A 24,733-nucleotide genomic window follows, 5' to 3' on the forward strand; every position below is an offset into this window, starting at 1 on the left:
TCCTTCTCAATCGTAGTGAACAAATCGATCAGAAATTTTAAATTGCAGGGCAGTGAACAAAGACACGATGATGAAAAGAACGACAGCGAGTGCAGAGGCATAGCCCATGTTGAAAATTTGGAATGCATATTTGTAAATAGTTAAACTTAGAACCTGTGTTGAATTATTCGGTCCACCATTTGTTAAGGGATAAATAAGCGAGAATGAACTATTAAAGGATCCAATCGTCGCCACAACTGTATTAAATAGGATGATGGGCGAAATCGACGGTAACGTTACATTTAATAATCGCTGCATAAAATTAGCTCCATCCAAATCACAGGCTTCATAAAGTTCAACCGGAACTTCCTTAAGCGCTGAGCTAAAAATGAGCATCATTTGCCCTGTAGAATAGGTAAATATACTGGCAACTCCGATGATTCCCCATATCCAAAAACTGCTATTAAGCCAGTCTGGCGGATTGGCTACACCCAATGCCGATAAGAAATAATCAATAACCCCAATATTTTTGTCAAACATTAACTTAAACACATACGCCATAACAACGCTTGGCATTACTGCAGGTATAAAATAAAAGAATTGGAAGACCGGGATAAACTTCACCTTGAAATTTAATAGGACAGCAAGAAGTAATGAAGCAATAACACTGACTAATACTGATATAATCGTGAATATAAAGGTTACTTTTAAGGAACCAAGAAAATCAGAGTACTTTGAAAAAAGTTGCATATAATTGCTTAATCCAGTGAATTTAATTGCCCCAACTAAATTCCATTTTGTAAAACTCAACAAAAACGAAACAATTATTGGGCCTCCAGTAAACAAAATTAATCCGATAATCCAAGGAGAGAGAAACATATAGGCTGAAAGATTATCTTTGAATTTTGCATGTCCCTTTTTCATAGTTTCAAATCCTTTCATCATTTACAAAATATACTGATCACATCGACTAACTTTTAATTGTTTCACTCTAAAAACTATTAGTAAAATCCAATATAGCTTGTTCCTTAGGAATATCTTCGGTCTGGATATCTTTAATTGTTTTTTGTCCAAGTATGACGGAATCAAAATCACTCGCAAGATCTGTCGTCACTGTTGGATTAGCTAATACATAGCCAAACTGACCCGATTTTGCAGATTCTGTCATGGCATTCCAATCGGAAGGACCGTTTTTCCCCGGCACTTTGTAGGCCCCTTTTGCAGCCACGCTCATCTCTGCTGATGGATTATTCGTAGATTGCTCGATTAAGGTTTGACCTTCTTTACTCATCAAGAATTGAATAAGTTTCCAGTCGGCCTTTTTATATTTACTGCTGCTATTAATCGTAAAGAATCCTGTATGGAGCGAGTTATAAGCTCTTTCCTCTTTAGGCAGTGGAGCAATCCCCCATTTAAAATTATTATTTTGATAGGCAGTAATGTACCAGCTGCCTTGACGAGTCATGGCAGCTTTACCGGCGGCAAATAAGTCGGCTACCTGGCCGCCAGAAGAAGGACGAGGAGAGGCTTTATCGACATTGGTTAGCTGATTCTGAAATTGCAACGCCTTTACTAATCCACTCGATAGACTTAGATTTCCATTTTTATCTACAATCTCATCCCCTGCCTCACCAATTGATGAGTACCAGATATCTCCAGAGAGTGCGTCTGCTCCCCACTGAATCGTTTTGCCATTCTTTACTACCGTTAGCTTTTTGGCGGCCTTTTCAAAATCTTGCCAAGTCCAGTTGGCATTTGGATAAGACAGGTGAGCCTTATCAAACATATCTTTGTTGTAATATAAGATTTCTGTTGCATAGCACCACGGCAATCCATAAATCTTCCCGTTAACTTTAAATTGCTGGGCAGCAGGAATCATGTCACTCATTTTAAAGGCTTTTGTCTTACTGATTTCACTATCCAATGGCTCAATCACGCCATTTTGAGCAAAGCCTTTAACATCTGCTTCCCAGCTTAAAATGACATCAGGAGCATCTTTGGCTGCGATCATTTGATGGATTTTTTGTGAATAGTCAACGGGAATCTCCAAAATATCTACTTTAATATTCGGATATTTTTTTTCAAAGGCTTTAATATACGAAGGTGTAGCCGTGCCTACCGGATCCCACATGCTCATTGTGATGGTGATCTTTTTACTGCTAGTTCCTGAACTACTAGATGAGGAATTCCCACAGCCTGATAGGACAAGTGATAATACCAATCCAACGATAGAGATCATACTCAAAGAAAATTTTCCCCTTTTTCCCAATTTAATCACTCCAGTTTATTTTAAAAAAATTCACTATATAAACGGTTTCATTTTTGGCATTCACATTAAGTTAATCGATTAACCTATTGTGAAAAAATAGAAGTGAGGAGGTCCTCCATCTAATTGGATGGAGGAGGCCCCACCGATTCTCTAACGACAAGTTTACAGCCTAACAAATCAGGTTTCTCTACTTTTTCTCCTTTAACGAGCTTATCTAATATTACCATTGATAATCTGCCCATTTGAGTTAAAGGTATTTTCATAGTGGTCAACGAAGGATTAAGGAAAAAGCTCATTTCCCGATCATCAATTCCCATAACTGAAAGGTCATCTGGAATGGCTAACCCTAACTCTCGGCACCCTTTCATAGCACCTGCTGCCATCAAATCATTCATTCCCAATATCGCCGTCGGAGGCTCTTTGGATTGAAGAAGCAGCTTCCCTTGGGTATAACCCGATTCATATTCCCAGTCTCCTGTTTTAACATACTCTGGATTAAAGACTAAGTTATAGTCTGATAAAGCTTTATAGTAGCCGTCAAACCGCTTACGGGAGGGATAAGAGTTAATTAATCCGCTTATAATGGCGATTTTCTTATGCCCTGATTCAATCAGATATTTTGTTGCGTTATAGGCAGTTTGTTCATCATTATAATTCACATAGCAGCCATTTTCTTCACTGGTATAACAATATGTATAGACAATCGGGATTTTAATCTTTGGCATAATTCCTGACATATCCCTTGCATGAACCCCGATATATAAAATTCCATCTACTTGCTTATTTACCAGCTCTTGTGCCGCCTTAGGAGCATGGATCACGCACATCTCATCCCGCTCTGATTTATTTCCATATAATTGGTTCAATCTCATGTTAGTCATAATAATCGACCAGCCATGTTCATCCGCATACTTATTAATGCCATCTATGATTTCAGGGGCATTAAAAACCGTGATATCCTCAACAATAACGCCAATCGTATTCGTTTTTTTTAGCTTTAAGCTTTTGGCAATCCGATTAGGTTGATAATTGAGCTCCTTAATTACTTTCTGGACCTTTTTTTGCGTTTCCTTGCTGATCTTCCCCGTATTATTTATGACATGAGAAACCGTTGCCGTTGACACATTAGCCTTTTCCGCAACATCCTTTATTCGTACCATAATATCAAACCACCCAGGTTAAACGATTAACCTGATATTATCATATGAAAAGGCTTCCATCAATAGGGTGTTCCGAATTATTTTATATCTACTGAAATTTCAACAATTTATATACCTAGTCGAATCACATTCCAAGATAATTTAGGCAATGTGGCGTATAAAGCTCCATCTTCTATAGCGGCATTTCCTTGATTATGCGGTTTTACCTGATCGTTGTTCTCTTTATTAGTAGCCTTGATATCCTGATTTTCTAGCACAAGGTGTTCCATGACCCTATAGCCCTCAAAGCCTGTTATAACCGTTTCTAATAAAATGGAGTCATCTTGATTTTTATTCACAACAAATAACGTTAATCTCTCCTGATTTTCATCCATAACAACGGCCGCATCCACATAAGGAACATCCGTAAAATCCTTTGAGTCATATTTGGGCGATAAAATAGCAGGACTTAATACTGTGCCTCTCCCATAGAGTGATGCATGAAGATAAGGATAGAAAATTGTTTGTTTCCATGCCTTGCCTCCCTTTTCAGTCATAATGGGAGCAATCACATTTACCAGTTGTGCCAAACAAGCTATTTTTACACGATCTGAATGATTTAATAGGGTAATAAGCATTGAACCAACTAGTAAGGCATCCTCAAATGTATAGATATCCTCTAACAAATGGGGGGCAACTGACCAAGGTTGGACCTTTTTATCTGCATCATTAGAGTGGAACCAAACATTCCATTCATCAAATGAAAGATTCATGATTTTCTTACTTTGTTTTTTCGCTTTAATATAATCACAGGTAGCAATGACCGAGCGAATAAAATCATCCATTTCTAGTGATTGGGCTAAATAATTTCCTAGATCATCATCGTGATTCCCATAATATTGATGAAGTGAAATATATTCAACATGATCGTAGGTATGGTCAAGGACTGTGGCTTCCCACTCTGCAAAGGTAGGCATTTTGCGGAAGGAGCTTCCACAAGCGACCAGCTCAATGCTTGGGTCTACCCACTTCATGACTTTTGCTGCTTCGGTTGCAAGTCTTCCGTATTCCACAGCTGTTTTTTGACCAATTTGCCATGGTCCATCCATTTCGTTTCCTAAGCACCACGTTTTTATATTATGGGGTTCCTTATAACCATGCGAGATTCTAAGATCACTCCAATAGGATCCTGATGGATGATTACAATACTCAACTAGATTTCGGGCAGCATCAATACCCCTTGTCCCTAAGTTAACCGCCATATTAACCTCTGCATTTACCTTCTTTGCCCAATCGACAAATTCATTGGTACCAAGCTGATTCGTTTCTGTTGTTAGCCACGCCAGATCTAAACGACGAGGTCTTTGTTCGAATGGCCCAACACCATCCTCCCAGTTGTAACCTGAAACGAAATTCCCACCTGGATAACGAATAAGCGGAACTTGTAGTTCCTTAACAAGTTCTATAACATCCTGCCGAAATCCCTGATCGTCTGCAGTTGGGTGCTCCGGTTCATAAATCCCTTCGTACACGGCTCTTCCAAGATGTTCAATAAAAGAACCAAAGATCCGCTTATCCACCTCAGATACTTTAAATTCCTTATCGAGTGTTAGTTTAGCTTTAAAATTTCCCATCGCGAGTTCCCCTCTTGAGCATAATTAAAAAATATACGTCATTACCGTGACAACGCTATCACAATATTAATACGTACATAATTTACTAAAACAATCATTAATACGTACATAATAGTTTAATACTCTTATCCAGTCAACGAAAATTTCTAACAAATGTTATAATTATTAATATTATTTATACGGTTAATTGGCTAAATTTGGCTTTGATTACATTGAGTTGGCAAAATTTAAAGGTCTTATTAAATACTGTTATTGATTCACTAGCGTTGCATAAAAAAATTGCCACAAAGTCAACGGTAATCATTGGAATAATATGTAATATTATTCCAATGATTAAAAACCGAAAATTCAGTCTTATATTTTTATGACGAAGGAGCCAAAAAGATAAAGGGGGGTGTTTGAAGGTAATCCTTATCCATTTTTTTCCATTTATAAGATTGGATCATAAGTTAAATCATTTAAATGGTCCACCTCTCCTTCTTCATATTGTGCCAGTGTATCTTGGAAAATTTGTTCGTGTTTAAGCTTTCGCCTACCAAATGAAGAGCGTTCTGGCTTTTTGAATAGCGCTTTTAAGAACGTTATAAAGCAGTTTGACCAATAATCAACTATGTAATCAAGCATATCGAGAAGTGTCCCTTGATAATGCACCTTCTTCTTCATTAATAAGGTTAAACAGAAGGTGATCATGGCGATATAAACTTGATTATATACAGCGTTTTGACTTGTCCCGTACATCTTCTTTAATTTGAGGTGTTGTTTCATCCATTTAAAGAATAATTCAATCTGCCATCGTTTTCGATAGAGGTCACTAATTTCGTCTGCGCTCATTTTTGCGTCATTGATAACGATGGTTAGTTTATTGCCTTGACTATCCAAAGTTTCCACAAGTCGAAGAGGATATTTCATTCTTCCAAGCTTAACGATCGCTTCTCGAAGAACGTTAGACGACGGGTCTACTGGCAATTCTTCAATAACATGGACGATTGTATTATCTTTAATACGCGTGCAAAAACGACTATTTTGTTTACAATACTCATCGAATTTCTCGAAATCAAAATAACCTCGATCAAAGACATGTAAGGCACCTTCTTCAATGACCATTAGCGAATCTAATTGAGTCATATCAGCAGGACGAGCAGGTGTCACGATGATTTTATCTGGTGTTGTTTCTTCACCATACAAAACGACGCGAGTATGGATTTTTATGCCGCCTTTGGTTGTTCGGAACACTGCCCATTTATATTGACTCAGACAAAAGGAAACCGTTGACGAATCAATAAGATGGATTTTTCCGAGCAAACGGTCGCCCTGTTCTTTTCCAAACTCTCGATGTATCTGTTGAACAAGATGTTGGAGAATCGCTTGGAAGATTTCTGATGGGATATCTGATAACTTCCTAGATAATTGGGATTTACTAATGCTTTTTAACCCCAATTCCTTTTGGAGCTTCTTTATACGATTCACCTTATTACTTATTATTTTGAGACTCTCCAATTGGTTGATTTGAGCAAATATAAACAACTTCGCAAAGGTAAGACTATCAAGCTTTTTTACATATTTATCAATCTTCATTATCTCCACCATCTTTGAGATAACTTCTCCATTAAGGGGGTGGAGGTATTCCTTAAAAACTGTATTTATGGTATGCTTGTCCATGAGAACTCCTTATAGTTAGGATTTGGACAGGATTACCTACCTTCCTCCTGATTATAAGGTTTTTTTATGTGTTTTTAAACAAAAATTAACATATATTACAAAATATACAATAATTATTTTTAGCTAAAAACTATTGACAAACTAGTATTATCTTCACGCAACGCTAGTGTTATTGATTAATTAGTTATTAACTAATCAAGGCGGAAAATAGCCTTGGTTTCCGCTGCCGATCTGCAAGTTCACCTACCACTTGGATTTCAGCCGTGATTCATTTGTCTGAATGACTTCGTGCTAATTTGTCCCAATGAAGACTAACAAAAAGGACAGGTGCCCCTGTCCTTTTGTTTATACATCAGAATGGCCGCAACGTTCCTTATCTCTTTCCTTATCCGTTCATGATCATATCGCGAAAGGCAAAATAACGATTGAGTATTAATTTATAGTGGTTCTTGGAATTTGGGTATTCCTCCTCGATAGCAGCTTCTATACTTGGCGTCATGCTATTTTCTCCATTATAAATGCCCTTTTTCAAAATCCCATCAAGCTGCCCAACATAATCTTTTGCGGAACTTTCACCTAATTGATATTCCGTCATTAAAAATTGTTCAAAGTTCATTAGTGTTCACACCCTAACCTTTCTTTAAAAAATCCCTATCTTTCTTTATAACAAGCAAACTTAACTTATTCCTTAAAGATTCCTAGTATTCCTTTCACGAAATTTATAGAAATTATCAATAATTGGACGGGTGTTTTTAAATTCCGAACAACTTGAGAATGGGCCAAGAACTTTTATAAAGCTGTAGAAATTCGACGCTATTTGCTTGGTTAATTTTTTACTAAAGTAGGTGATTGAATAACAGAAATAAGCGGAGGTTTTCCGGTTAAATTGCTGAATAGTGCTTGGGTGCGGGTATATAAGCGGAGGTTTTCCGGTTAAGCAGGGCAAAATGACACCGCTCCACGCTTTCTGGAGTCAATAGCCGGAATTCTTCCGTCTATTTAAGCTATTTTCAGTGCTAATTCCTAATTAAGAGAAATTTCTCCGCTTATTTACCAACTCCGCGGTAGGGGGGAAATCCACACCCCCATTATGTAAAAGGTCTTGGAGAACGATGACAGTTTTCAGGAGATTGTTCCGCAAAACCCTTTTTAGGAACATCAATCCCATACGTCTGCTTGGCCTAAGAGACAACCTCACCATTTAGATCCAAGAGAATCCCCTTCACACTCGATGTTCCTAAATCAATTCCAATTAAATACGTCATTTATTCTCCCACCTTGCTAGCAGAGCTTTGGCTTAACTCTTTCAACTATACCACTACTGCTACATCAAAGATCCTTCATTTGTTTGATTTCCCTTCCATAATACACGCCAAAATCGGGCAAAAGGGTTTAACACCCCCTGCCCGATTTAAGGTCTTATACCAAGTTTCGTTTTTTTGATAGCACATGTCCGCGTTAAGACCCAACGAATTGCCGTCTCTTCGCAGGTTTGACACCGCTGTGTCAATAACCTTGTTCATCCCCTAATGGCACATTAACATAACAAAGCCTTCAGCCGTTTCCTCAAGATTCCCAAAATTTAACAACAAATATAGTCATTGTCGGAGTAGGTGTAGCAGCGTTTCAACAATTCGAAGGTGCTAATGCTATCTTCTATTACATTCCTTTGATTGTACAAAAGGCAACTGGACATTCAGCTAGTTCTGTATCTGCTTGTAGATGCGACTTTGCCACTCGTCAGTGATCCTAATAATCGTTATATGTGTTGTGATGTAATCGTATTTTTTATAATTGGACCAGACTGCGCTTCATGAGCCATTTTAGTTCTAAGCGGTCGTAATACTAGAATGGCTAGTAGGGCGGTTAAGATGTCCGCACCCGCGACTAAATAAAAAACCGGGATCCAACTTCCGGTTATTGATTCCAAATAGGCGGAAGCAGGACCTCCTAGTAAAGAACCAATACCTTGTGAAATATAAAGGAATCCATAGTTCGTAGTGGCATGTTTTGTCCCAAATGTATCGGTAAGAATTGAAGGAAATAAAGAGAAGATTTCCCCCCAACCGAAGAAAACGACACCCGTTAAGATAACAAAGGCGATTGGATCATTCCGCAGACCAAGCAGCGCTAGAATGGAAATAGCTTCTAGTGTAAAAGCAATAACCATCGTCAATTCTCGACCAATTCGATCCGATATCCAGCCAAAAATAGGTCGTGTCAGTCCATTTGTGAATCTGGAAATCGTTAGAGAAAGCGGTAAGGCGGCCATACCGAACACAAGAGCCTGACTTACACCAAAATCATCGGCAAAAGAACTGACTTCAGAAGTGACCATAAGTCCACTTGTTGACATGAGAGCCATCATAATGAAGAGAATCCAGAATATAGGACTTTGAAACATTTCACGCGGGCTAAAATTCATCTTATTAGGCATGGGTGTTGGATGGGTTTGATCCACCACTTTGGGCTTGATCATTTCTTGACTAGGCGGTGTTTTGAGGCCTTGAGCAAAAAGAAAGCCAATGATCCCTTGGATAGCACCGAAAATGAGAAGAGCTGAGACGTATCCGGTTGAATGAATAAGGTTCGAAATAGGAAAGGTTGTAAAAATAGCGCCGAATCCATATCCGGCCGCAGCCAAACCGGCTGTTAGACCGCGATAGTCTGGGAACCATCTCACCATCAACCCGATAACCCCGACATAAATAATACCTGTTCCAAATCCCCCCATTACTCCATAAGTAAGATAAAGCATTCCTAAATTATTAATAAAAGCCGTAAAAATCCAACTTAAACCAATTAGAATACTTCCAATAGATACGAGAAGTCGAGGACCAAATTTTTCAATGAGATACCCCTGGACAGGCGAGAACCAAGTTTGAATGATAATCAATAAAGAGAACGTGAACTGAATGCCCACCAAACCAATACCCAAATGCTGCTGGATGGGTTGAACAAATAACGTCCAAGTATACTGAGGGCTTGAGATGGTCATCATCACGACCACCCCGAAAACCAATTGCCACCACCTATTAATTTTCACGTTTTCTTTAGTCAAATGATCTCCTCCTTTAATTAAGCCAACTTGATCAATACTTACTTAGGCATTTCTTGTATAATGGCGTCACATGTAGCGTCGATGTGTTGTTCCAATAAATCTAATAGTCTACTTTCGTTATTATTTTTTATATATTCCAAAATTTTACAATGTTCCTCTTGTGCAATCGATAGGTAATGTTTTGACGTATACATGTTCATATAGACCTCTACTCGCCCCCATAGTTGAGACAGCAATTCGAGAAGGGGTTGAGAATCGGAGTAGGAATATAGCTTTAAATGAAAGGTTTTATTCAATTTCCGCCATTCAACATGATTATCTATCTGCTGATCCATGTCTTGAAGAAGTTGATCAAAAGAAGCCAAATGGCTGCTACTAATATTGGGGATTAGCCACTCTACAGCTAATTTTTCAAGTCTTTTTCTAATAGAAAAAATTTCCCTAACATCTTTTTCAGAAAGTTTATTGACGACAATACTTCTTCTTGAGATGGTCACGAATCCTTCCGCTTCCAATTTCATCAAAGCTTCCCGAATTGGCATGGTACTAACGCCGTAAGTATCTGCTAATTTTCTTATTGTGATTTTTTCTCCCGGCTTTATTTCCCCAATAAGCAATTGATCACGTAATGATTCAACTATTTTTTGAGAAATCGTTTGAAAGTCTAAAATTTTACTAGAAATGGTTTCTCCCCCCCTTAGATGATATTTGTGATCACATATCGTAAGTCTTGTATTTATAATAGTTAAATAATAAATAGAGAGAAAGTATAGTGTCAGAAAAGCTCACATGGTTTTTCTATAAAAAGACTCCAGATGTGAGGATATGGAAATTTCCATTACACCAAACGAGGCCAGTGCGAAGCCCATTTCCTGAATCACAAAAAAACACCGCAAAATGATTGCAGTGTTTTTTGTGATTCCTATTCAATTAAGTATCCTATTAGTAAACAGTAACCTGGACTTTTTTGACTCCAAATTTAAGGGCCTTTTGTTTAGACGATACAAAGACATCAATTTTATTTCCTTTGATAGCTCCGCCAGTATCTGCTGCAACAGCGTCTCCATAGCCTTCTACATGCACTTTACTTCCAAGCGGAATAACCTTAGGATCCACCGCGATTATTTTAGCATCCGAATGTTTTTTAAGGTTAAATCCCGTTGTGGTGAGTCCTGTGCAACCTGCACATGAAGCTGTATAAGCTGAAGCCTTGACTGTCAGTTTTTTTGAACTAACTTTTGCTGCTTTGCTGCTTTTTTTAGGTTTTGGTGCAGCCTTTTTTGCAGTATGAGTGTCACCCGAAACGTTTAGTTTTAATCCTGGATGGATGATGTTACTTTTTAATTTATTCCACTTTTTAAGCTCTGAAACCGTTACATGATGACCCTTCGCAAGACCCCATAAAGTGTCACCCTTATGTACAGTTACAGTTTTTGTTGCAGCATGAGCTTGAATAAAAGAAGTAACGAAAAGTAGTCCTGAGAGTCCAGCAATAGCAGTCATTTTTTTAAGTTTATTTAGCATTCTTTCCCCTCCATGCTCTTGTTCTATTACTTGTCCTAATCGTAACACGAAAAGTTTCGATAAAAAGAACAGAGGGATGTTAATTCAATTACAAGTATGGCGGATATATTTCTCTAGTATTTCAAAATACTAGAATGCCGTCGAAAGAAAAAGAGAACCCCCTTATTATTACAAGAAGTCCCATCAGTCGGTAAAAATACTCTTATTTTGTTGAATAAGCTCTGTTAATGAATAGTGTTGATTTTAATTGCTAAATAATTAGGCGAAAATAGCGAGTTTCGGAACACATTTAGATATTATGTTCCGTAACGTGAGCTTACACAGGTCATTTATTCTTGATTAATTCGGAACTGGCGGAGTCTGCGAATCGCGATCTTATTTTCAAAAATAGACCATCGACTAGACCATAAAGGCTTTATCGATGGTCTGAAACGCTCTCCAATCTAGAGATCATTATTTTTTAAACAATTACAATTGGTAACCGAAAGAAGCACCAACGATAATTAAAAGAATGATTAAAACCACAATCAACGCAAATCCACCCAACGTACTCCCCTCCTCTGAACATGAAATAATATATACGCCCAATTAAGGTTTGGTACTTAGTCTTATTTATTTTCCTTAAATTTACAGAAGTTTTAGAAGAATGGACCTATATGATGGAGTTTAATTGGGACTCAGATGTCCGTTCGCAAATGGCTTTGTTCACCATTTTCCCCTGGGACGTTGGTGGCCCCATCACACACTTCTGGCTCCACTCATGCCTCGGTTTTGTGTGTTGGAGCCACCATCACACACTTTTGGCTCCACTCACGCCTCGGTTTTGTGTGTTGGAGCCTTCATCACACGCTTTTGGTTCCACTCACCCCATATTTTTGTGTGTTGGAGCCTTCATCACACACTTTTGGCTCCACTCATGCCTTGTTTTTGTGTATTGGAGCCTTCATCTCACACTTCTGGCTCCACTCATGCCTTATTTTTGTGTGTTGGAGCCCTCATCACACATTGGAGGCTCCACTCACGCCTCGGTTTTGTGTATTGGAGCCCTCATCACACACTTCTGGCTCCACTCACCCCTTATTTTTGTGTATTGGAGCCCTCATCACACACTGGAGGCTCCACTCACGCCTTATTTTTGTGTGTTGGAGCCCTCATCACACACTGGAGGCTCCACTCACGCCTTATTTTTGTGTGTTGGAGCCTCCATCACACACTTTTGGCTCCACTCACGCCTCGGTTTTGTGTGTTGGAGCCTTCATCACACACTGAGGGCTCCACTCACGCCTTATTTTTGTGTGTTGGAGCTCTCATCACACACTGAGGGCTCCACTCACCCCTTATTTTTGTGTATTGGAGCCCTCATCACACACTAGGGGCTCCACTCACGCCTTATTTTTGTGTGTTGGAGCCCCTCATCACACACTTAAAATTATGGTGTTCCCCTCCACTCAAAAGTGAAGGAAAACATTGACAATGGTTCATTGGAATAGCAAGTGAGGCGCTAGTTCAAAATAACTTTGAGTTTTTAAATTCGAAAAAGAATTTAGGTGAGGCGATTGGGTGACGATGTAAAAAAACGAATTGGACAACGAAAAAGAAACGATAAAAAACTTAAAAAAGATGACATCACCATTGTCGATGCAGATGCTGCCAAAAAAGCGGTGGTGGCGACAGCCCTTGGCAATGCCATGGAGTGGTTTGATTTTGGCATCTATTCTTATTTGGCCGTGACGATCGGAAAAGTATTTTTTTCAGGCGCACCTGCCCAGCTCCAAATTGTTTTTTCGTTTGCTACTTTTGCGGTAGCTTTTCTCGTTCGTCCTATTGGCGGGATGTTTTTTGGGATGCTCGGCGATAAGTATGGACGAAAAAAGGTATTAACCATCACATTGTCGTTAATGGCTTTTGCTACTTTATGTATGGGTTTAATACCGAGTTACGCATCAATTGGAAATCTGGCGCCTATCCTGCTACTTGTAGCCAGGTTGATTCAAGGATTTTCTACAGGCGGGGAATATTCGGGTGCCATGACGTTCATCGTCGAATCTTCACCCGATAAAAAGAGAGGTTTTCTATCAAGTGGCTTAGAAGTCGGAACATTAGTTGGCTATATTTTTGGCTCGGGGATTGTTACGATTCTAAGTTATATACTTGGCCAGGATCAAATGCTGAATTGGGGATGGCGTATTCCCTTTTTTATTGCGGCTCCGATCGGACTCATTGGTCTCTATTTGAGAAATCACTTAGAGGAGTCCCCTGTTTTTGAGGCCATGAATGAAAAGAAATCAGAAGAACCTGAACAAGGCTTAATAAAAAAAGTGCTGGCTTATCATTGGCCTCAGCTTCTAAAAGGGGCTGTTTTAGTCTTATTTTTTAATGTGGTCGATTATATGTTGCTATCGTATATGCCATCTTATATGAATGTTGTCTTGGGTTATGGACAAACCAAGGGACTTTTATTAATTCTGATTGTCATGTTTATCATGATTCCAATTGTTTTAACGATGGGCTATTTCAGTGATCGGATTGGAAATAAACGAATTATTCTAGGCGGATTGATTGGGTTAATCCTTCTCTCGATCCCTTCATTAAAAATGATCGAGAGCGGCTCAAATTTGATGGTCTTTTTGGGCCTGATGATATTAGCTATTCTTTTGGCTACCTTTGAAGCAACAATGCCGTCTCAGCTGCCTTCCTTGTTTTTTACACAAGTCAGATACGTGGCACTGGCTATTACATTTAATATTTCCGTTTCCTTATTCGGTGGAACAACTCCACTGTTTACGGCGTGGCTAATAAAAGTAACAGGAAACAAGATGATTCCAGCTTATTACATGATGGCTGCTTGTCTCATCGGCTTTGTCACCATGCTGTTTGTAAAAGAAACGACTGGAAAATCACTGCGGGGTTCAGCCCCAGCAGTCGAGGAAAAACACGAGGCAATGGATATTTTAGAGACTCTCGAGGATCCAGACAAGGACTTATGGTGGAAAGAAGAAGGCAAATCAATTGTAGAAAAAATGTCTGACTCCGAAAAAGATAACTAATTTAATTGAAAAAGTCGTGAGTATCCCATTATGCTCACGACTTTTTCTTAAACGGTTTATGAAGCTTTTTTCAGCCTCTCCCTTTCACTTGCAGGTCGAAATTTTTCTAAAATAAGCCCCACAAGTAATCCCACAACTGCAGGAATGACCCAGTCTAGACCAACTGATGCAAGCGGCAGTCTGCCAAGCAGAGCATCAATAGGGCTCCATTTTAGGTCGAATGCTTTCAAACCATCCAGCACACTAACAATACCAGTTAGAAGCATGGCGCAAGCATAGACCTTTTGGGCACCTCCGAAGTAACGATGAAAGATCGACAGGACGACCAGAACAATCGTTAACGGGTAAGCCATATCCAAGAATGGAACAGAAATGGTAATAATTTGATTCAATCCAAGGTTCGCGATTAGCAAACTTCCCAACGTTATAACAGTGACAATCAATCGGTAGCTTAATTTCGGAGCGATTTTCGAAAAATACTCCCCGCAGGCGATCGTTAACCCGACACAGGTAGTAAAACAAGCGAGTGTAAAAATAAAACCTAGCAAGATTTTCCCGGCCGTTCCTAAAAGCAGAGTAGAAGCAGTGGACAAAAGAGCCGTTCCATTGTCGAAGGAACCGTAGCCACCCATTTTGGCTCCAAGAAGTCCGATGATGACATAGACGAGCGCTAACGCAGAACCCGCAACGAGTGCCGCTTTGATCGTAGATGCTATTAATTGTTTTTTCTCACTAACACCCTTTTGCTTAATAGTCGTTAAAATAACAATTCCAAATGCAAGAGCCGCTAACGCATCCATTGTCGAATACCCATCAATAAATCCTTTAAATAATGAAGCGGTATGATAGTTGGCCGTTGGTGCATTAAATGGCTTGTGTAATTTAACAAACCCTGTCACACAAAGAACAACAATCGATAATAATAAGGTTGGCGTAATGAAACGACCCATATAATCCACCATTTTTGTTGGGTTTAAGCTTAACAGATAGACTAATAAAAAGAAAACAACGGTAAAGCCAAATAAAATAAGGGATGAATTCACAGAGGAACCGACAAACGGCTTGATCCCCATCTCAAATGCCACATTCGCATTTCTTGGAATCCCAAAGAATGGTCCAATCGACAAATAAACAATAATAGTAAAAATAGTCCCAAACCACGGATGAACTCTATTTCCAAGGGAATTGGCCCCATCTTTAACAAGTGAAATCGCCACGATCACTAAAAGAGGTAACCCAACACCCGTTATAATAAATCCAATAATAGCTGGCCAAAAAGAGGTTCCTGCTCCTATTCCGAGGAACGGAGGAAAAATTAAATTACCCGCTCCGAAAAACATTGAAAATAACATCAACCCTACAAAAAACGTTTCTTTTCTTTTCATTCTTGAGGTCTCCTTCTTGTTGTTTTAAGACAAAATAAAAAACCCACCCCTGTTATTAGGGACGAGCTTACTCGCGTTACCACCCTACTTCCGCAAATCATGCAAAAAAACTTGCGGCTCTCGATCAACGTACCATCATCATACGCGTCCCATAGTAACGGCGGGCATTCCGGTAGGAGATGATTTTCACTCGCGTCTTGAACACCTGCTTCCACCAATCGCAGGCTCTCTAAAGTCCAAAAATAACCAACTACTCTTCTCATCATCGATTTTGTCTTTTCTAAAAAATTCAATAAAACTATTATATAATTTATAAATCCATTTGCAAGTGTTTTTTCTGAAACGCGGGGACGGTTCTCGCGTTTCAACGGGTTGTACACTCTTATTGCCCTGCCAATACGCTCCCTCTGTTTATCGCACTCTGTATAAATAACTATGCAGATCAGGTTGAGTAATGTGCATAAGCCAATCCGCAGATATCGCAGGCTCATGATTAATTTGGATGACGACTTCCTTCTGGTCCAAAACATCAATAGGCCGCTTTGTGACAAGTTCAATCGTCTTTACCTCTTCCCCTCTAAAATCGTCACAATAAATTTCCTTTTTATACTCAAGAATCTTGACTGAGTGATGATTCACCTTTATCTTAAATTGTTTTCCCTTTTTTCTAAAACTAAACAAACAGATAACCTCCACGAAAACAGCAACTTATCTTATTTACTATTATGAACTTATGGTAAATCAATGCATGCCGATATGCAAAATCCCCCACCATCTTGAAGGATAAAAATTAAAAACAACGTGATGAAAATCCCTCCCATTGTTAGACACCAACTAACAATTAGAGATGCCTTTCATTTTAAAATAACAAAAAACAAAGAGACTGGGACAGAAGTAGTTTACGAATAAAAAAACCGAACTTATTCACACCTTTTAATGTGATGGGTTCGGTTTTTCATTTATAAGTTAAGTCAGTTATGAAAACGCTCCGTCAAAATACGTCGCTTTCTGCAAGCACGGCCTCAGCTCCTCAGCAAGGAATACGCTTGCTTTCGGGGTCTCGGACACGTTCTGTTCCTGCAGGAGTCTCTGCGCTTCCTATTTGTTTCTTTACTTATAAACATTTAGTGTTCGGAATTTAAGCCAGTTATTTTAGCTTTGTCCCAGCCTCCTTGGCCAAACTTTTTAATTTGCTTTTCATGTGATTAGTTGGATTAGTTTCATTAATTATACTATCTCAAGACTAAGTGCTTATTGTTTAACAGCCCCAGCTATTCCTTCAACAAAATAACGTTGCATAAATATGAAAACGAGCATGATCGGAATAAGGGAGATTGTTGCTCCAGCGGTCATCCCCGTATAATCCGTCATATACTCACCAACAAACGAATACATCCCTACAGCTAATGTTCTTAAGTCCGGCCGATTTAAAGTAAATATCAATGGTTCAAGAAAAGCGTTCCATGACCATATAAATTGCATAATTGCAGTTGTTGCAATGACCGGTCCAGATAAAGGAAGCATAACACGCCAAAATGTTCTAAAAAAGCCACAACCATCAATAGCAGCCGCATCTTCTAGTTCATCAGGTAATGATGAAAAAAAGGATGTGAATAATAGGATATATAGAACATGTGCTCCAGCAGATTCAGCAACTATAACACCTAATAAATTATTCATTAAGCCAATGTGGCGAATAATTTCAAATAAAGGAATAATTGTATAACCTTTTGGTATAAACATGGTTGCTGCAATTAATACCATTGCTACTCTTCTTCCAGGAAAACGTACTCTGCCCAAAGCATACCCTGTTAAGGCACACACCACTGTTACAATAATCACAGTAGAAACGGTTACAATAACTGAGTTCAAAAAATATTGAGCAAAATGGGCTGTTTGCCATGCCCTTGTATAATTCTCCCAATGCCATACTTTAGGAATTAAATTTAACCCTGAACCAAAAAAGGATCTATTTGTCTTGAATGAGGCAGAGATCATCCATAAGAACGGATAAATCCATATAACGCCTAAAACGATTAGGAATATGTGTAATAGAACCTTTCGTTTTTTACTTTCAATCATATTATAAAGTTCCTTTCTTTATTTCAGTTTTGTTGGCTCTTCGAATGAACCATCCGATACTAATACTCAATAAAAATACGAAAATGCCAAAGAGAATTCCTGCTGCTGATGCGTATCCCATCTGAGGTATCCCATTCATCGCAAACGCATACTGATAAATATATAGATCAATAGTTTCGGTAGCATGATAAGGTCCGCCATTAGTTAAGGTCTTGACCAAGTCAAAAACATGCAAACCATTTACAACAGTTAAAAGTAATATAACAGCAGAAATAGGTTTTAAAATGGGTAAGGTAATGCGCCAAAGCGTACTAAAAAAATTCGCACCATCAATTTTTGCAGCTTCATAAATATCTGTAGAGATTGATTGCAATCCAGCTAACCAATAGATCATTACGATACCGAAAAATTTCCAAGATCCAACAAGAATCATTACACCCATTGCTAAGTTGGGATTATCCAACCAATCTATTGGTTGCTTAACAATGTGTAAGGCTTCTAATACATTGTTAATTAATGCATCTTTATTACCAAAAATATTTGCCATGACAATCCCTATAATGGCGGTTGATGTAACAACAGGAAGAAAATATATCGTTCTATAAATGATTTTTCCCTTAATTTTAGATTCATTAAATAGTATTGCCATTAAAAGAGCTAACGGCATTACAATTAAGGTTTGCCCAGCCATATAAATAATGGAATGAACAAAATCGTGCCAAAATTGAACATCATGGAAGAGACGAGTATAATTATCTAACTTTATAAATTGATTTAAGGGTCCAATTCCATTCCAATTATAAAATGAATAGGTATAGCTTAGAACAATTGGCAATATGGTTAATCCAACAAATAGAATAAACTGTGGTGTTATGAATAAATATGCCCACAGACTTTTACGTTGCTGGGCTTTTGTAGTTGACCTAGTTTGTTTGGATTTAGAAGAATTAACAAGTTGTGACGACATGGCTTCCCTTCCCTTCTATAGAAATAATAGAGGGAGTACGAAATAAACTCCCTCATATTAATTATGATGGCTAGTGATTATATGGCTGAAAAGGTGTCCAATCCGGGAACTGAAAGTCTGATTGCGAAACTTTCCCATTCGATTGTTTGATTGCATCCGATAAAGCTTTATTATATTTGTCGGTCCTTTGCTTTAATGCAGATTGGATATCCGATATCTGTCCTGATAAATACCCTTGTAAAACAGTTCCAAGGCTATCAGTTGGCTCATTACTTTGAGCGTTTGCTATGACATCCACTGTTGCTAAATTTTTATTATAGGGATTTGGAGCCAATATCTTAATTTTATTTTGCAGATCGGCAACATCTTTAAATTGAGGGTAAGGTAAAGTGATACCTTGCATGGCACTTTTTACAGGAGGTTCTTCCACTCCATTTTTCGCTAAATTCTTATAAAAATGCTCAAACATATAGTCAAGAAATAGTTTAACTTCTTTATAATGTTTTGTATTTTCAGATACAAGTAACCCTGCTGGGGACTCTCCTTGGAAGCCTTCGTAATAGGGATTTCCATCTTTTGTAGGCATAGCTGCTACGCCCCAATCCTTAAAGCCGTCACTATTAAAAACACCTGCAGCCATCGTTCCATCAAATGTAAAAGCAGCTACTCCATTTTCAAACAATCCTTTCGATTGCATATCGTCACTTTGCATGCTATTCGGATGCAAAACATTCTTGTCTTTCATTTCCTTAAAGAAATTCATAGTATCAACAATACCTGACGTATCAAAATCGTATTTTCCAGTCTTATAATCAATACCCGTTACACCTCCAGAATTCCAAAAGACATCTGGAGAAATAGATGCAGCCATGGCCATAATTTCACCGTTTGTTTCAAAATTTGTGGAAGCATTACCACCAACTATTAGCCCGTATGTTTTCCCATTGGATTTTTGATAGATTTGTTCACCATCTTTAATAAATTGGCCCCAAGTTTTGGGAATCTGTGTAATGCCATATTTTTTTAAAATATCTTTGTTGTAAAACATCATATTAGTGTAGTGGTACCCGATCATAAGTGGAAATTGATACACCTTATTTTTTAATGTCGTATAGCCCTCCGCCCAAGTTCCTTGAACAAATTGATCCTTTTTTTTGTTTGTAATGACATCATCTATGTTACGGATGACCCCAAGCTGAGTGAGTTGGGATAATGAAAGTGAGGGAGTATAGCCAAAGATGTCTGGAAGTTGATTTCCTTGAATCGCCGCTTGTAATTGAGCCGTGTATTGAGCTGAGGGGACGTTAGTCAATTTAACGTGAATATTGGGGTTATCTTTTTCGAAATCAGCTATTGTTGTCTTGAACGTCTCATTCAATTCTGGCCAACGATTCCAAACGGCTATAGTCGTAACTCCTTTTGATGAACCGCTGCTGGAAGCATCAGAAGAGCTCGAGGAAGAACACCCCGACAAAACCATTGATAAGAAAAAAACAATCCCGATAATCGGAACAAGAAATTTTTTCATAATGATCCCCCTCTATTAATTATTTTTTACCATTTTCTCCTGGAATACCTCTCAAATTTGGATCATGAGGAACAACATCACAGGTTTCTTGATAAAACGTCAACATTCTTTCTTTTAATTCTGAAAGAATATCTTTCATTTCGGGTTCATCTATGCAATTATTTAATTCGGATGGATCATTTTGTAGATCGTATAATTCATCTTTTTCATATAAACGTCTCACATATTTGTACCGTTTATTACGACACATTACTGCTTTGGTATGTTCAGGCCCATCGTTAATTTGAAAGCTTAACCTTGGCCAGTACAATCCACCTTCTTTACTGGAATTCGATTCCTTTTCTTTGCAATGCTCTTCGTTGGCAAGTCTTCCACCTTCACAAAAGACACTATTGCGATGCTCCTTCACCTTTCCAGATATTAATGGAACTAATGAACGACCAAAGTGTGTATGATGAAGCTTTATATTTGTTAGTTCTTCAATGGTTGCCGATATATCTATTAGTTCTACAAGAGCATCATTTATACCGGGTTTAAGATCAATACCCACTGGCGGCTTAATAATTAATGGGACATTAGTCAGACAATCCTCAAACGTATTCTGCGTTTTTTCAACTAATCCATAATCTCCTGTAAAATCCCCATGGTCTGAAAAGAAAAAGATAGCCGTTTCCTCGTATATGCCCGTTTCTTTCAAAGCTTTTACGATTAATCCAAACTGATGATCAACTCTTGCACACATTCCATAATAGGTAGCACGTAATTCCTTCCAACGATCCTCGGTCCAAGTTTGCATTCCCTGCCGTTCATAAATGCCCTTTAATAAACTTGGCTTCCCTTCCCAATTTTCAGGAGCTTGAATTCTCTCTGGAATTTTTGAACGATCAATAAGGCTAAACCATGGTTCTTCAACCGCATAAGGAGGATGAGGATAACTTAAAGGGAGATACAGACAAAGCGGTTGATCTTCGGGTCGATTTTTAATCTGCTCAACAGCCCCAAGAACGTTTGCCCAATCAGGGTCGTAATATTTCTCATTTGATGCATTATCTAACTTTCCGACATAAAAGGAGTAGAAGGTATCACTTTCTGGATCACCTCTCCACGCCTCTCCATTCCCCCAAAGAGGATTAGGTTTTTGTTTCGGCTCATATTTCACATCACAATAGTCTTCGTAGCCATATTCAGCGGGCACCAAATCGTTCTTCCCTCCCCACCAGACAAAATACCCCGATTCCTTCAATGTTTTTAATAAAACTGGTTCATCCTTTCTAAGCATATGAAACATCGTTCGATGACCACGTACATGTGGATACCATCCCGTCATAAATGAACACCGGCTTGGCGTACAAACAGGATTTTGACAAAAAGTATTTTGAAATGAAACAGCCTCTTCTTGAATGATTTGATCAAGATTTGGCGTTACGGCTGCCTGATTTCCCAAGTGTCCCATTACATCTCCACGCCATTGGTCAGGATTAAAAATGACAATATGTGGTTTTTTCAATGAAAGTCTTCCTTTCTCCATAACAAATTTCTTCCCCTTACTTCCATAATTAACCGGTTGATGTGTCAACAATAGCCTTTGGAAACGCATTCACGGTATAATATACGTAACCGGTTGCGTTATATGTATTACAATTTGCAAATTAAAATTTTATTAATACAAAATCAACAGTTATACGATAAGTTTGAATTGTAAGGAGAATATTCCTGCAGAAAACTGTATACACATGAGATTACAAATCGGAAATTTGAAACTATTACCAAAAAATATAATTTCTCACATATGTTAAAAAATCAAAATTTATATTTATAGGAGATAGGTTATGACGACTATTTATGATATTGCTAAAATTGCGGGTGTTTCACCAGCTAGTGTTTCGAGAGCATTAAATGGATTAAATGGGGTCAGCAAGGAAACAAGAGATCGTATTTTACAGATTAGTAAAGCTCTTGATTATTACCCTGATACGATTGCCCGTGGATTGTCTTTAAAGCGATCGTGGTTAATCGGCGTTTCTTCAGTATCTGAATTTAACAGCCCCTTTTTTTATAATTTACTCACTCACTTCAGTAATGAAGTTTCAAAGGAAACGTATGATTTATTATTTTTCCAAAGTAAAGATAGGAAAAATAGAATTCAAGAAATTATTACTAAAGCTGAAAGACGTAAAATTGACGGACTATTACTTACAAATATAGGAAAGGGAGAGCCTATTCATCTACTAAATGAATGTTCCATCCCAATTGTCGTGATAAATGCTGATATTACCGGTAAAAACATTTGTTGTATCTCGACAGACCACTATGGTGGAGCATTCCAGGCCATGAAATATCTTATAAAATTAGGACATAAAAAGATTGGTTATATAGGAGAAGATCTCGAACGAATTGGGACAAAATCGGGGATAGATAGATTCAGAGGCTACCTTGAATCATTAAAAATCTTTGATTTACCTCACAGGAAGGAATGGGTTCAAGCAGGTGATTATGATCTTCAGACAGGTTATTTATCTGCGAAAGAAATAATAAAATCCTCTGATTGGCCCTCAGCTATTTTTTGTGCTTTTGACACGATTGCGATTGGTGCTATGCGAGCCTTTCAAGAAGAAGGTTTGATAATCGGTAAAGATATCTCAATAATTGGGTTTGATGATATAAATATTGCAAGTGAAATATCGCCGCCGCTCACAACCATTAGGCAGGACTTTGCTAGATTAGGAAGTATTGCGGGCCAACAATTAATTAAATTAATTGTTGGAGATGAACTAACTGGAAATTTAATAGTTCCTTCACAATTGATTGAACGAGAAAGTACATGTACTTATTTAAATTAATTAAAAATTAATTTGTTCCATAACAAGAATTGAACTTCCTAAATGTTTAAACTAAAATCCTATTTCTAAAAATGCTAAAAGTTATAATCCGTCGAAATGACTTGATTATAACTTTTAAATCTAAACAGTTTATTTGATCTTTCCCTATTTCTTATTGATTTATGGATCGCAAAACTAGTAGCAACTCAACTGAATCCTAAACTCCTTTTTTCATTTTTACATCAGAATAGATATTCCGTTCCGATATATCTTCTAATGCTTTTCCTTTTGATTCAACATTAATAACAAAAATAGTTATAAGGAGAATAACAATTCCAGCTCCAATGCCAGATAAGTACAGTAATTTTACAGAGTGAGATAATATGAGGGCGATGATATACGAGGACACAAATCCACTTAATCGGTTGGCAGAACTATTAACTCCCATGGCAAAGCCTCTAACAGCTGTCGGAAATAATTCGGAAGCCCATGTCCATGTAACACTCGCTCCTAGTGATCCGAGAAATTCCATACAAATCCATAAAATAAAAAATGCATCTGCTGGTAGCTTAAAGGCAAGAAGAATAACGAGGATTAAGGTCATCAGTCCGAATGAAAAAATTCCAACTGGTCGTCTGCCTGTCTTGTCTATTAAAAGTCCCCCGACAAGGAATCCGGCAATATTAAACAGCCATACAAATGCCGATCCTAAAAGTGAAATATGAAGATCACCTGTCAATCCAATCGTTTTAAGTACCTGTGGGGTAAATAGATTAATTGGAGCAATTAGAAAGAAAGCAAGAAAGGTTGAGAGGAAAACACCTACTAATAAACGCATTAGTTGTCGGCTAAATAAGGAGGTCCACTTAAAGTCTGAGGTCGTCGAATTCAGAAAAGTAAGCTCTTCAATAGTTACACCCATATCGGAATTTATGATAATATCATTTGCTTCTGAAACTTTACCTTTTGCAGCCAGCCATCTTGGCGATTCAGGGATTGACTTTCTAATCCATAAGACAATTATGGCAGGAATCAAGCCTATTAAAAAAGCTGCACGCCATGCACCGCCATTTCCTAATCCAAGAAATGCATCCAGTACAAGAAAAGATAAAACTGCGCCAATGCCCCACATAATAAATTGGAGGGATAACAAAAATCCTCGACGTTCTTTAGGTGAGAATTCAGCAACAAGTGTCCAGCTGACAGCTAAGTCGACCCCAATGGCTAAACCTGTAAGAAATCTTCCGATGAATAACATAGTAGTGTTAACGGCCAGTCCTGCAATCAATGTTCCTCCAACAAAGAGGAACAGATCAAGGACAAACATCATCTTACGGCCCGAAATATCCACAAGTCTACTTAAAAAAATGGAACCAAAAAAACCTCCTAGAAATGCCGTACCAATAATTAACCCGGTTATCGCTGATGATGTAATAGAAAATGATTTTGAAATTAAAGAAATAGCCCCTGCGACAACTATTAAGTCATATCCGTCAAGAAGACCTCCCATTCCTGCTAAAAGAGCTACCTTTGAAGATAATTTCATCTTGGTTCCTCCTCATATAATTTAAATGCAGATAATCAAAGCGTTTACATTAATAATGGACTTCAATGATAAAGTACTGTACAATGACTTGCAA

At 38.1% G+C, this 24,733-nt stretch carries 19 protein-coding genes, 2 pseudogenes and 1 other annotated feature; of the genes and pseudogenes, 3 read left to right on the forward strand and 18 right to left on the reverse strand.

Translation table 11 applies throughout. From position 1 onward, the window contains the following. Nucleotides 1-6 precede the first annotated feature (6 nt). The 6 genes from PU629_RS13555 to PU629_RS13580 all read right to left on the reverse strand — a co-directional run bounded on the left by PU629_RS13555 (nucleotide 7) and on the right by PU629_RS13580 (nucleotide 7,296). Entirely contained in the window at nucleotides 7-903 is an 897-nt protein-coding gene (locus PU629_RS13555) for a carbohydrate ABC transporter permease (RefSeq protein ID WP_275280600.1), read from the reverse strand. Nucleotides 904-970: 67 nt separating this feature from the next. Then, nucleotides 971-2,218 carry an ABC transporter substrate-binding protein gene (locus PU629_RS13560; RefSeq protein ID WP_275284427.1) on the reverse strand — a complete coding sequence of 416 codons (1,248 nt, stop codon included), beginning with the start codon at nucleotides 2,216-2,218 and terminating at the stop codon, nucleotides 971-973. A 149-nt stretch (nucleotides 2,219-2,367) separates the two neighbouring features. Further along, nucleotides 2,368-3,408: a LacI family DNA-binding transcriptional regulator gene (locus PU629_RS13565; protein ID WP_275280601.1), complete on the reverse strand. Its 1,041-nt coding sequence runs from the start codon at nucleotides 3,406-3,408 to the stop codon at nucleotides 2,368-2,370. 107 nt (nucleotides 3,409-3,515) lie between these two features. After that, entirely contained in the window at nucleotides 3,516-5,021 is a 1,506-nt protein-coding gene (gene arfA, locus PU629_RS13570; RefSeq protein ID WP_275280602.1) for an arabinosylfuranosidase ArfA, read from the reverse strand. Between the two features lie 429 nt (nucleotides 5,022-5,450). After that, nucleotides 5,451-6,680, reverse strand: a complete 1,230-nt coding sequence (locus PU629_RS13575) for an IS4 family transposase (RefSeq protein WP_275280603.1) — start codon at nucleotides 6,678-6,680, stop codon at nucleotides 5,451-5,453. A gap of 385 nt (nucleotides 6,681-7,065) precedes the next feature. Beyond that, the gene (locus PU629_RS13580) at nucleotides 7,066-7,296 is read right to left on the reverse strand and encodes a hypothetical protein (protein WP_275280604.1); all 231 of its coding nucleotides are present in this window, start codon (nucleotides 7,294-7,296) and stop codon (nucleotides 7,066-7,068) included. A gap of 978 nt (nucleotides 7,297-8,274) precedes the next feature. Here PU629_RS13580 and PU629_RS13585 point away from each other — a divergent pair. Continuing rightward, nucleotides 8,275-8,388: pseudogene (locus tag PU629_RS13585) on the forward strand (MFS transporter); the annotation flags it as partial. 51 nt (nucleotides 8,389-8,439) lie between these two features. Here PU629_RS13585 and oxlT read toward each other — a convergent pair. From oxlT to PU629_RS13605, 5 genes and pseudogenes are all read right to left on the reverse strand, one after another. Next, on the reverse strand, nucleotides 8,440-9,741 hold the full coding sequence (gene oxlT, locus PU629_RS13590; RefSeq protein ID WP_275280605.1) for an oxalate/formate MFS antiporter: 1,302 nt from the start codon (nucleotides 9,739-9,741) through the stop codon (nucleotides 8,440-8,442). Between the two features lie 38 nt (nucleotides 9,742-9,779). Further along, nucleotides 9,780-10,262: a GntR family transcriptional regulator gene (locus PU629_RS13595; RefSeq protein WP_275280606.1), complete on the reverse strand. Its 483-nt coding sequence runs from the start codon at nucleotides 10,260-10,262 to the stop codon at nucleotides 9,780-9,782. A gap of 15 nt (nucleotides 10,263-10,277) precedes the next feature. Next, nucleotides 10,278-10,358: pseudogene (locus PU629_RS22620) on the reverse strand (hypothetical protein); the annotation flags it as partial. 325 nt (nucleotides 10,359-10,683) lie between these two features. After that, nucleotides 10,684-11,265, reverse strand: coding sequence for a 3D domain-containing protein (locus PU629_RS13600; protein WP_275280607.1), 582 nt, complete (start codon nucleotides 11,263-11,265; stop codon nucleotides 10,684-10,686). A gap of 468 nt (nucleotides 11,266-11,733) precedes the next feature. Beyond that, a complete protein-coding gene (locus PU629_RS13605; RefSeq protein ID WP_275284428.1) occupies nucleotides 11,734-11,838 on the reverse strand; it encodes a YjcZ family sporulation protein in 105 nt (34 codons plus the stop codon). A 983-nt stretch (nucleotides 11,839-12,821) separates the two neighbouring features. Here PU629_RS13605 and PU629_RS13610 point away from each other — a divergent pair. Then, nucleotides 12,822-14,312, forward strand: coding sequence for an MFS transporter (locus tag PU629_RS13610; RefSeq protein ID WP_275280608.1), 1,491 nt, complete (start codon nucleotides 12,822-12,824; stop codon nucleotides 14,310-14,312). Between the two features lie 56 nt (nucleotides 14,313-14,368). Here the strand turns inward: PU629_RS13610 and brnQ are convergent, their stop codons facing one another. The 6 genes from brnQ to PU629_RS13640 form a co-directional block, all read right to left on the reverse strand. After that, nucleotides 14,369-15,697, reverse strand: coding sequence for a branched-chain amino acid transport system II carrier protein (gene brnQ / locus PU629_RS13615; RefSeq protein WP_275280609.1), 1,329 nt, complete (start codon nucleotides 15,695-15,697; stop codon nucleotides 14,369-14,371). A 54-nt stretch (nucleotides 15,698-15,751) separates the two neighbouring features. Then, nucleotides 15,752-15,972, reverse strand: a binding site (T-box leader). A gap of 136 nt (nucleotides 15,973-16,108) precedes the next feature. Continuing rightward, a complete protein-coding gene (locus PU629_RS13620) occupies nucleotides 16,109-16,378 on the reverse strand; it encodes a hypothetical protein (protein ID WP_275280610.1) in 270 nt (89 codons plus the stop codon). A gap of 570 nt (nucleotides 16,379-16,948) precedes the next feature. Continuing rightward, nucleotides 16,949-17,779: a carbohydrate ABC transporter permease gene (locus PU629_RS13625; RefSeq protein WP_275280611.1), complete on the reverse strand. Its 831-nt coding sequence runs from the start codon at nucleotides 17,777-17,779 to the stop codon at nucleotides 16,949-16,951. Between the two features lies 1 nt (nucleotide 17,780). Further along, on the reverse strand, nucleotides 17,781-18,746 hold the full coding sequence (locus tag PU629_RS13630; protein WP_275280612.1) for a carbohydrate ABC transporter permease: 966 nt from the start codon (nucleotides 18,744-18,746) through the stop codon (nucleotides 17,781-17,783). Between the two features lie 70 nt (nucleotides 18,747-18,816). After that, nucleotides 18,817-20,274: an ABC transporter substrate-binding protein gene (locus PU629_RS13635; RefSeq protein WP_275280613.1), complete on the reverse strand. Its 1,458-nt coding sequence runs from the start codon at nucleotides 20,272-20,274 to the stop codon at nucleotides 18,817-18,819. Between the two features lie 19 nt (nucleotides 20,275-20,293). Beyond that, nucleotides 20,294-21,781, reverse strand: a complete 1,488-nt coding sequence (locus tag PU629_RS13640; RefSeq protein ID WP_275280614.1) for a sulfatase family protein — start codon at nucleotides 21,779-21,781, stop codon at nucleotides 20,294-20,296. 322 nt (nucleotides 21,782-22,103) lie between these two features. On the opposite strand from PU629_RS13640, the gene PU629_RS13645 reads away from it, so the two are divergent. Further along, a complete protein-coding gene (locus PU629_RS13645) occupies nucleotides 22,104-23,114 on the forward strand; it encodes a LacI family DNA-binding transcriptional regulator (protein WP_275280615.1) in 1,011 nt (336 codons plus the stop codon). Nucleotides 23,115-23,310: 196 nt separating this feature from the next. On the opposite strand, the gene PU629_RS13650 is transcribed toward PU629_RS13645, so the two are convergent. Then, a complete protein-coding gene (locus PU629_RS13650; protein ID WP_275280616.1) occupies nucleotides 23,311-24,639 on the reverse strand; it encodes an MFS transporter in 1,329 nt (442 codons plus the stop codon). Nucleotides 24,640-24,733: the final 94 nt, after the last annotated feature.

This window comes from Pullulanibacillus sp. KACC 23026 (assembly GCF_029094525.1).
In the GTDB taxonomy this organism is placed as follows: Bacteria; Bacillota; Bacilli; order Bacillales; family Sporolactobacillaceae; genus KACC-23026.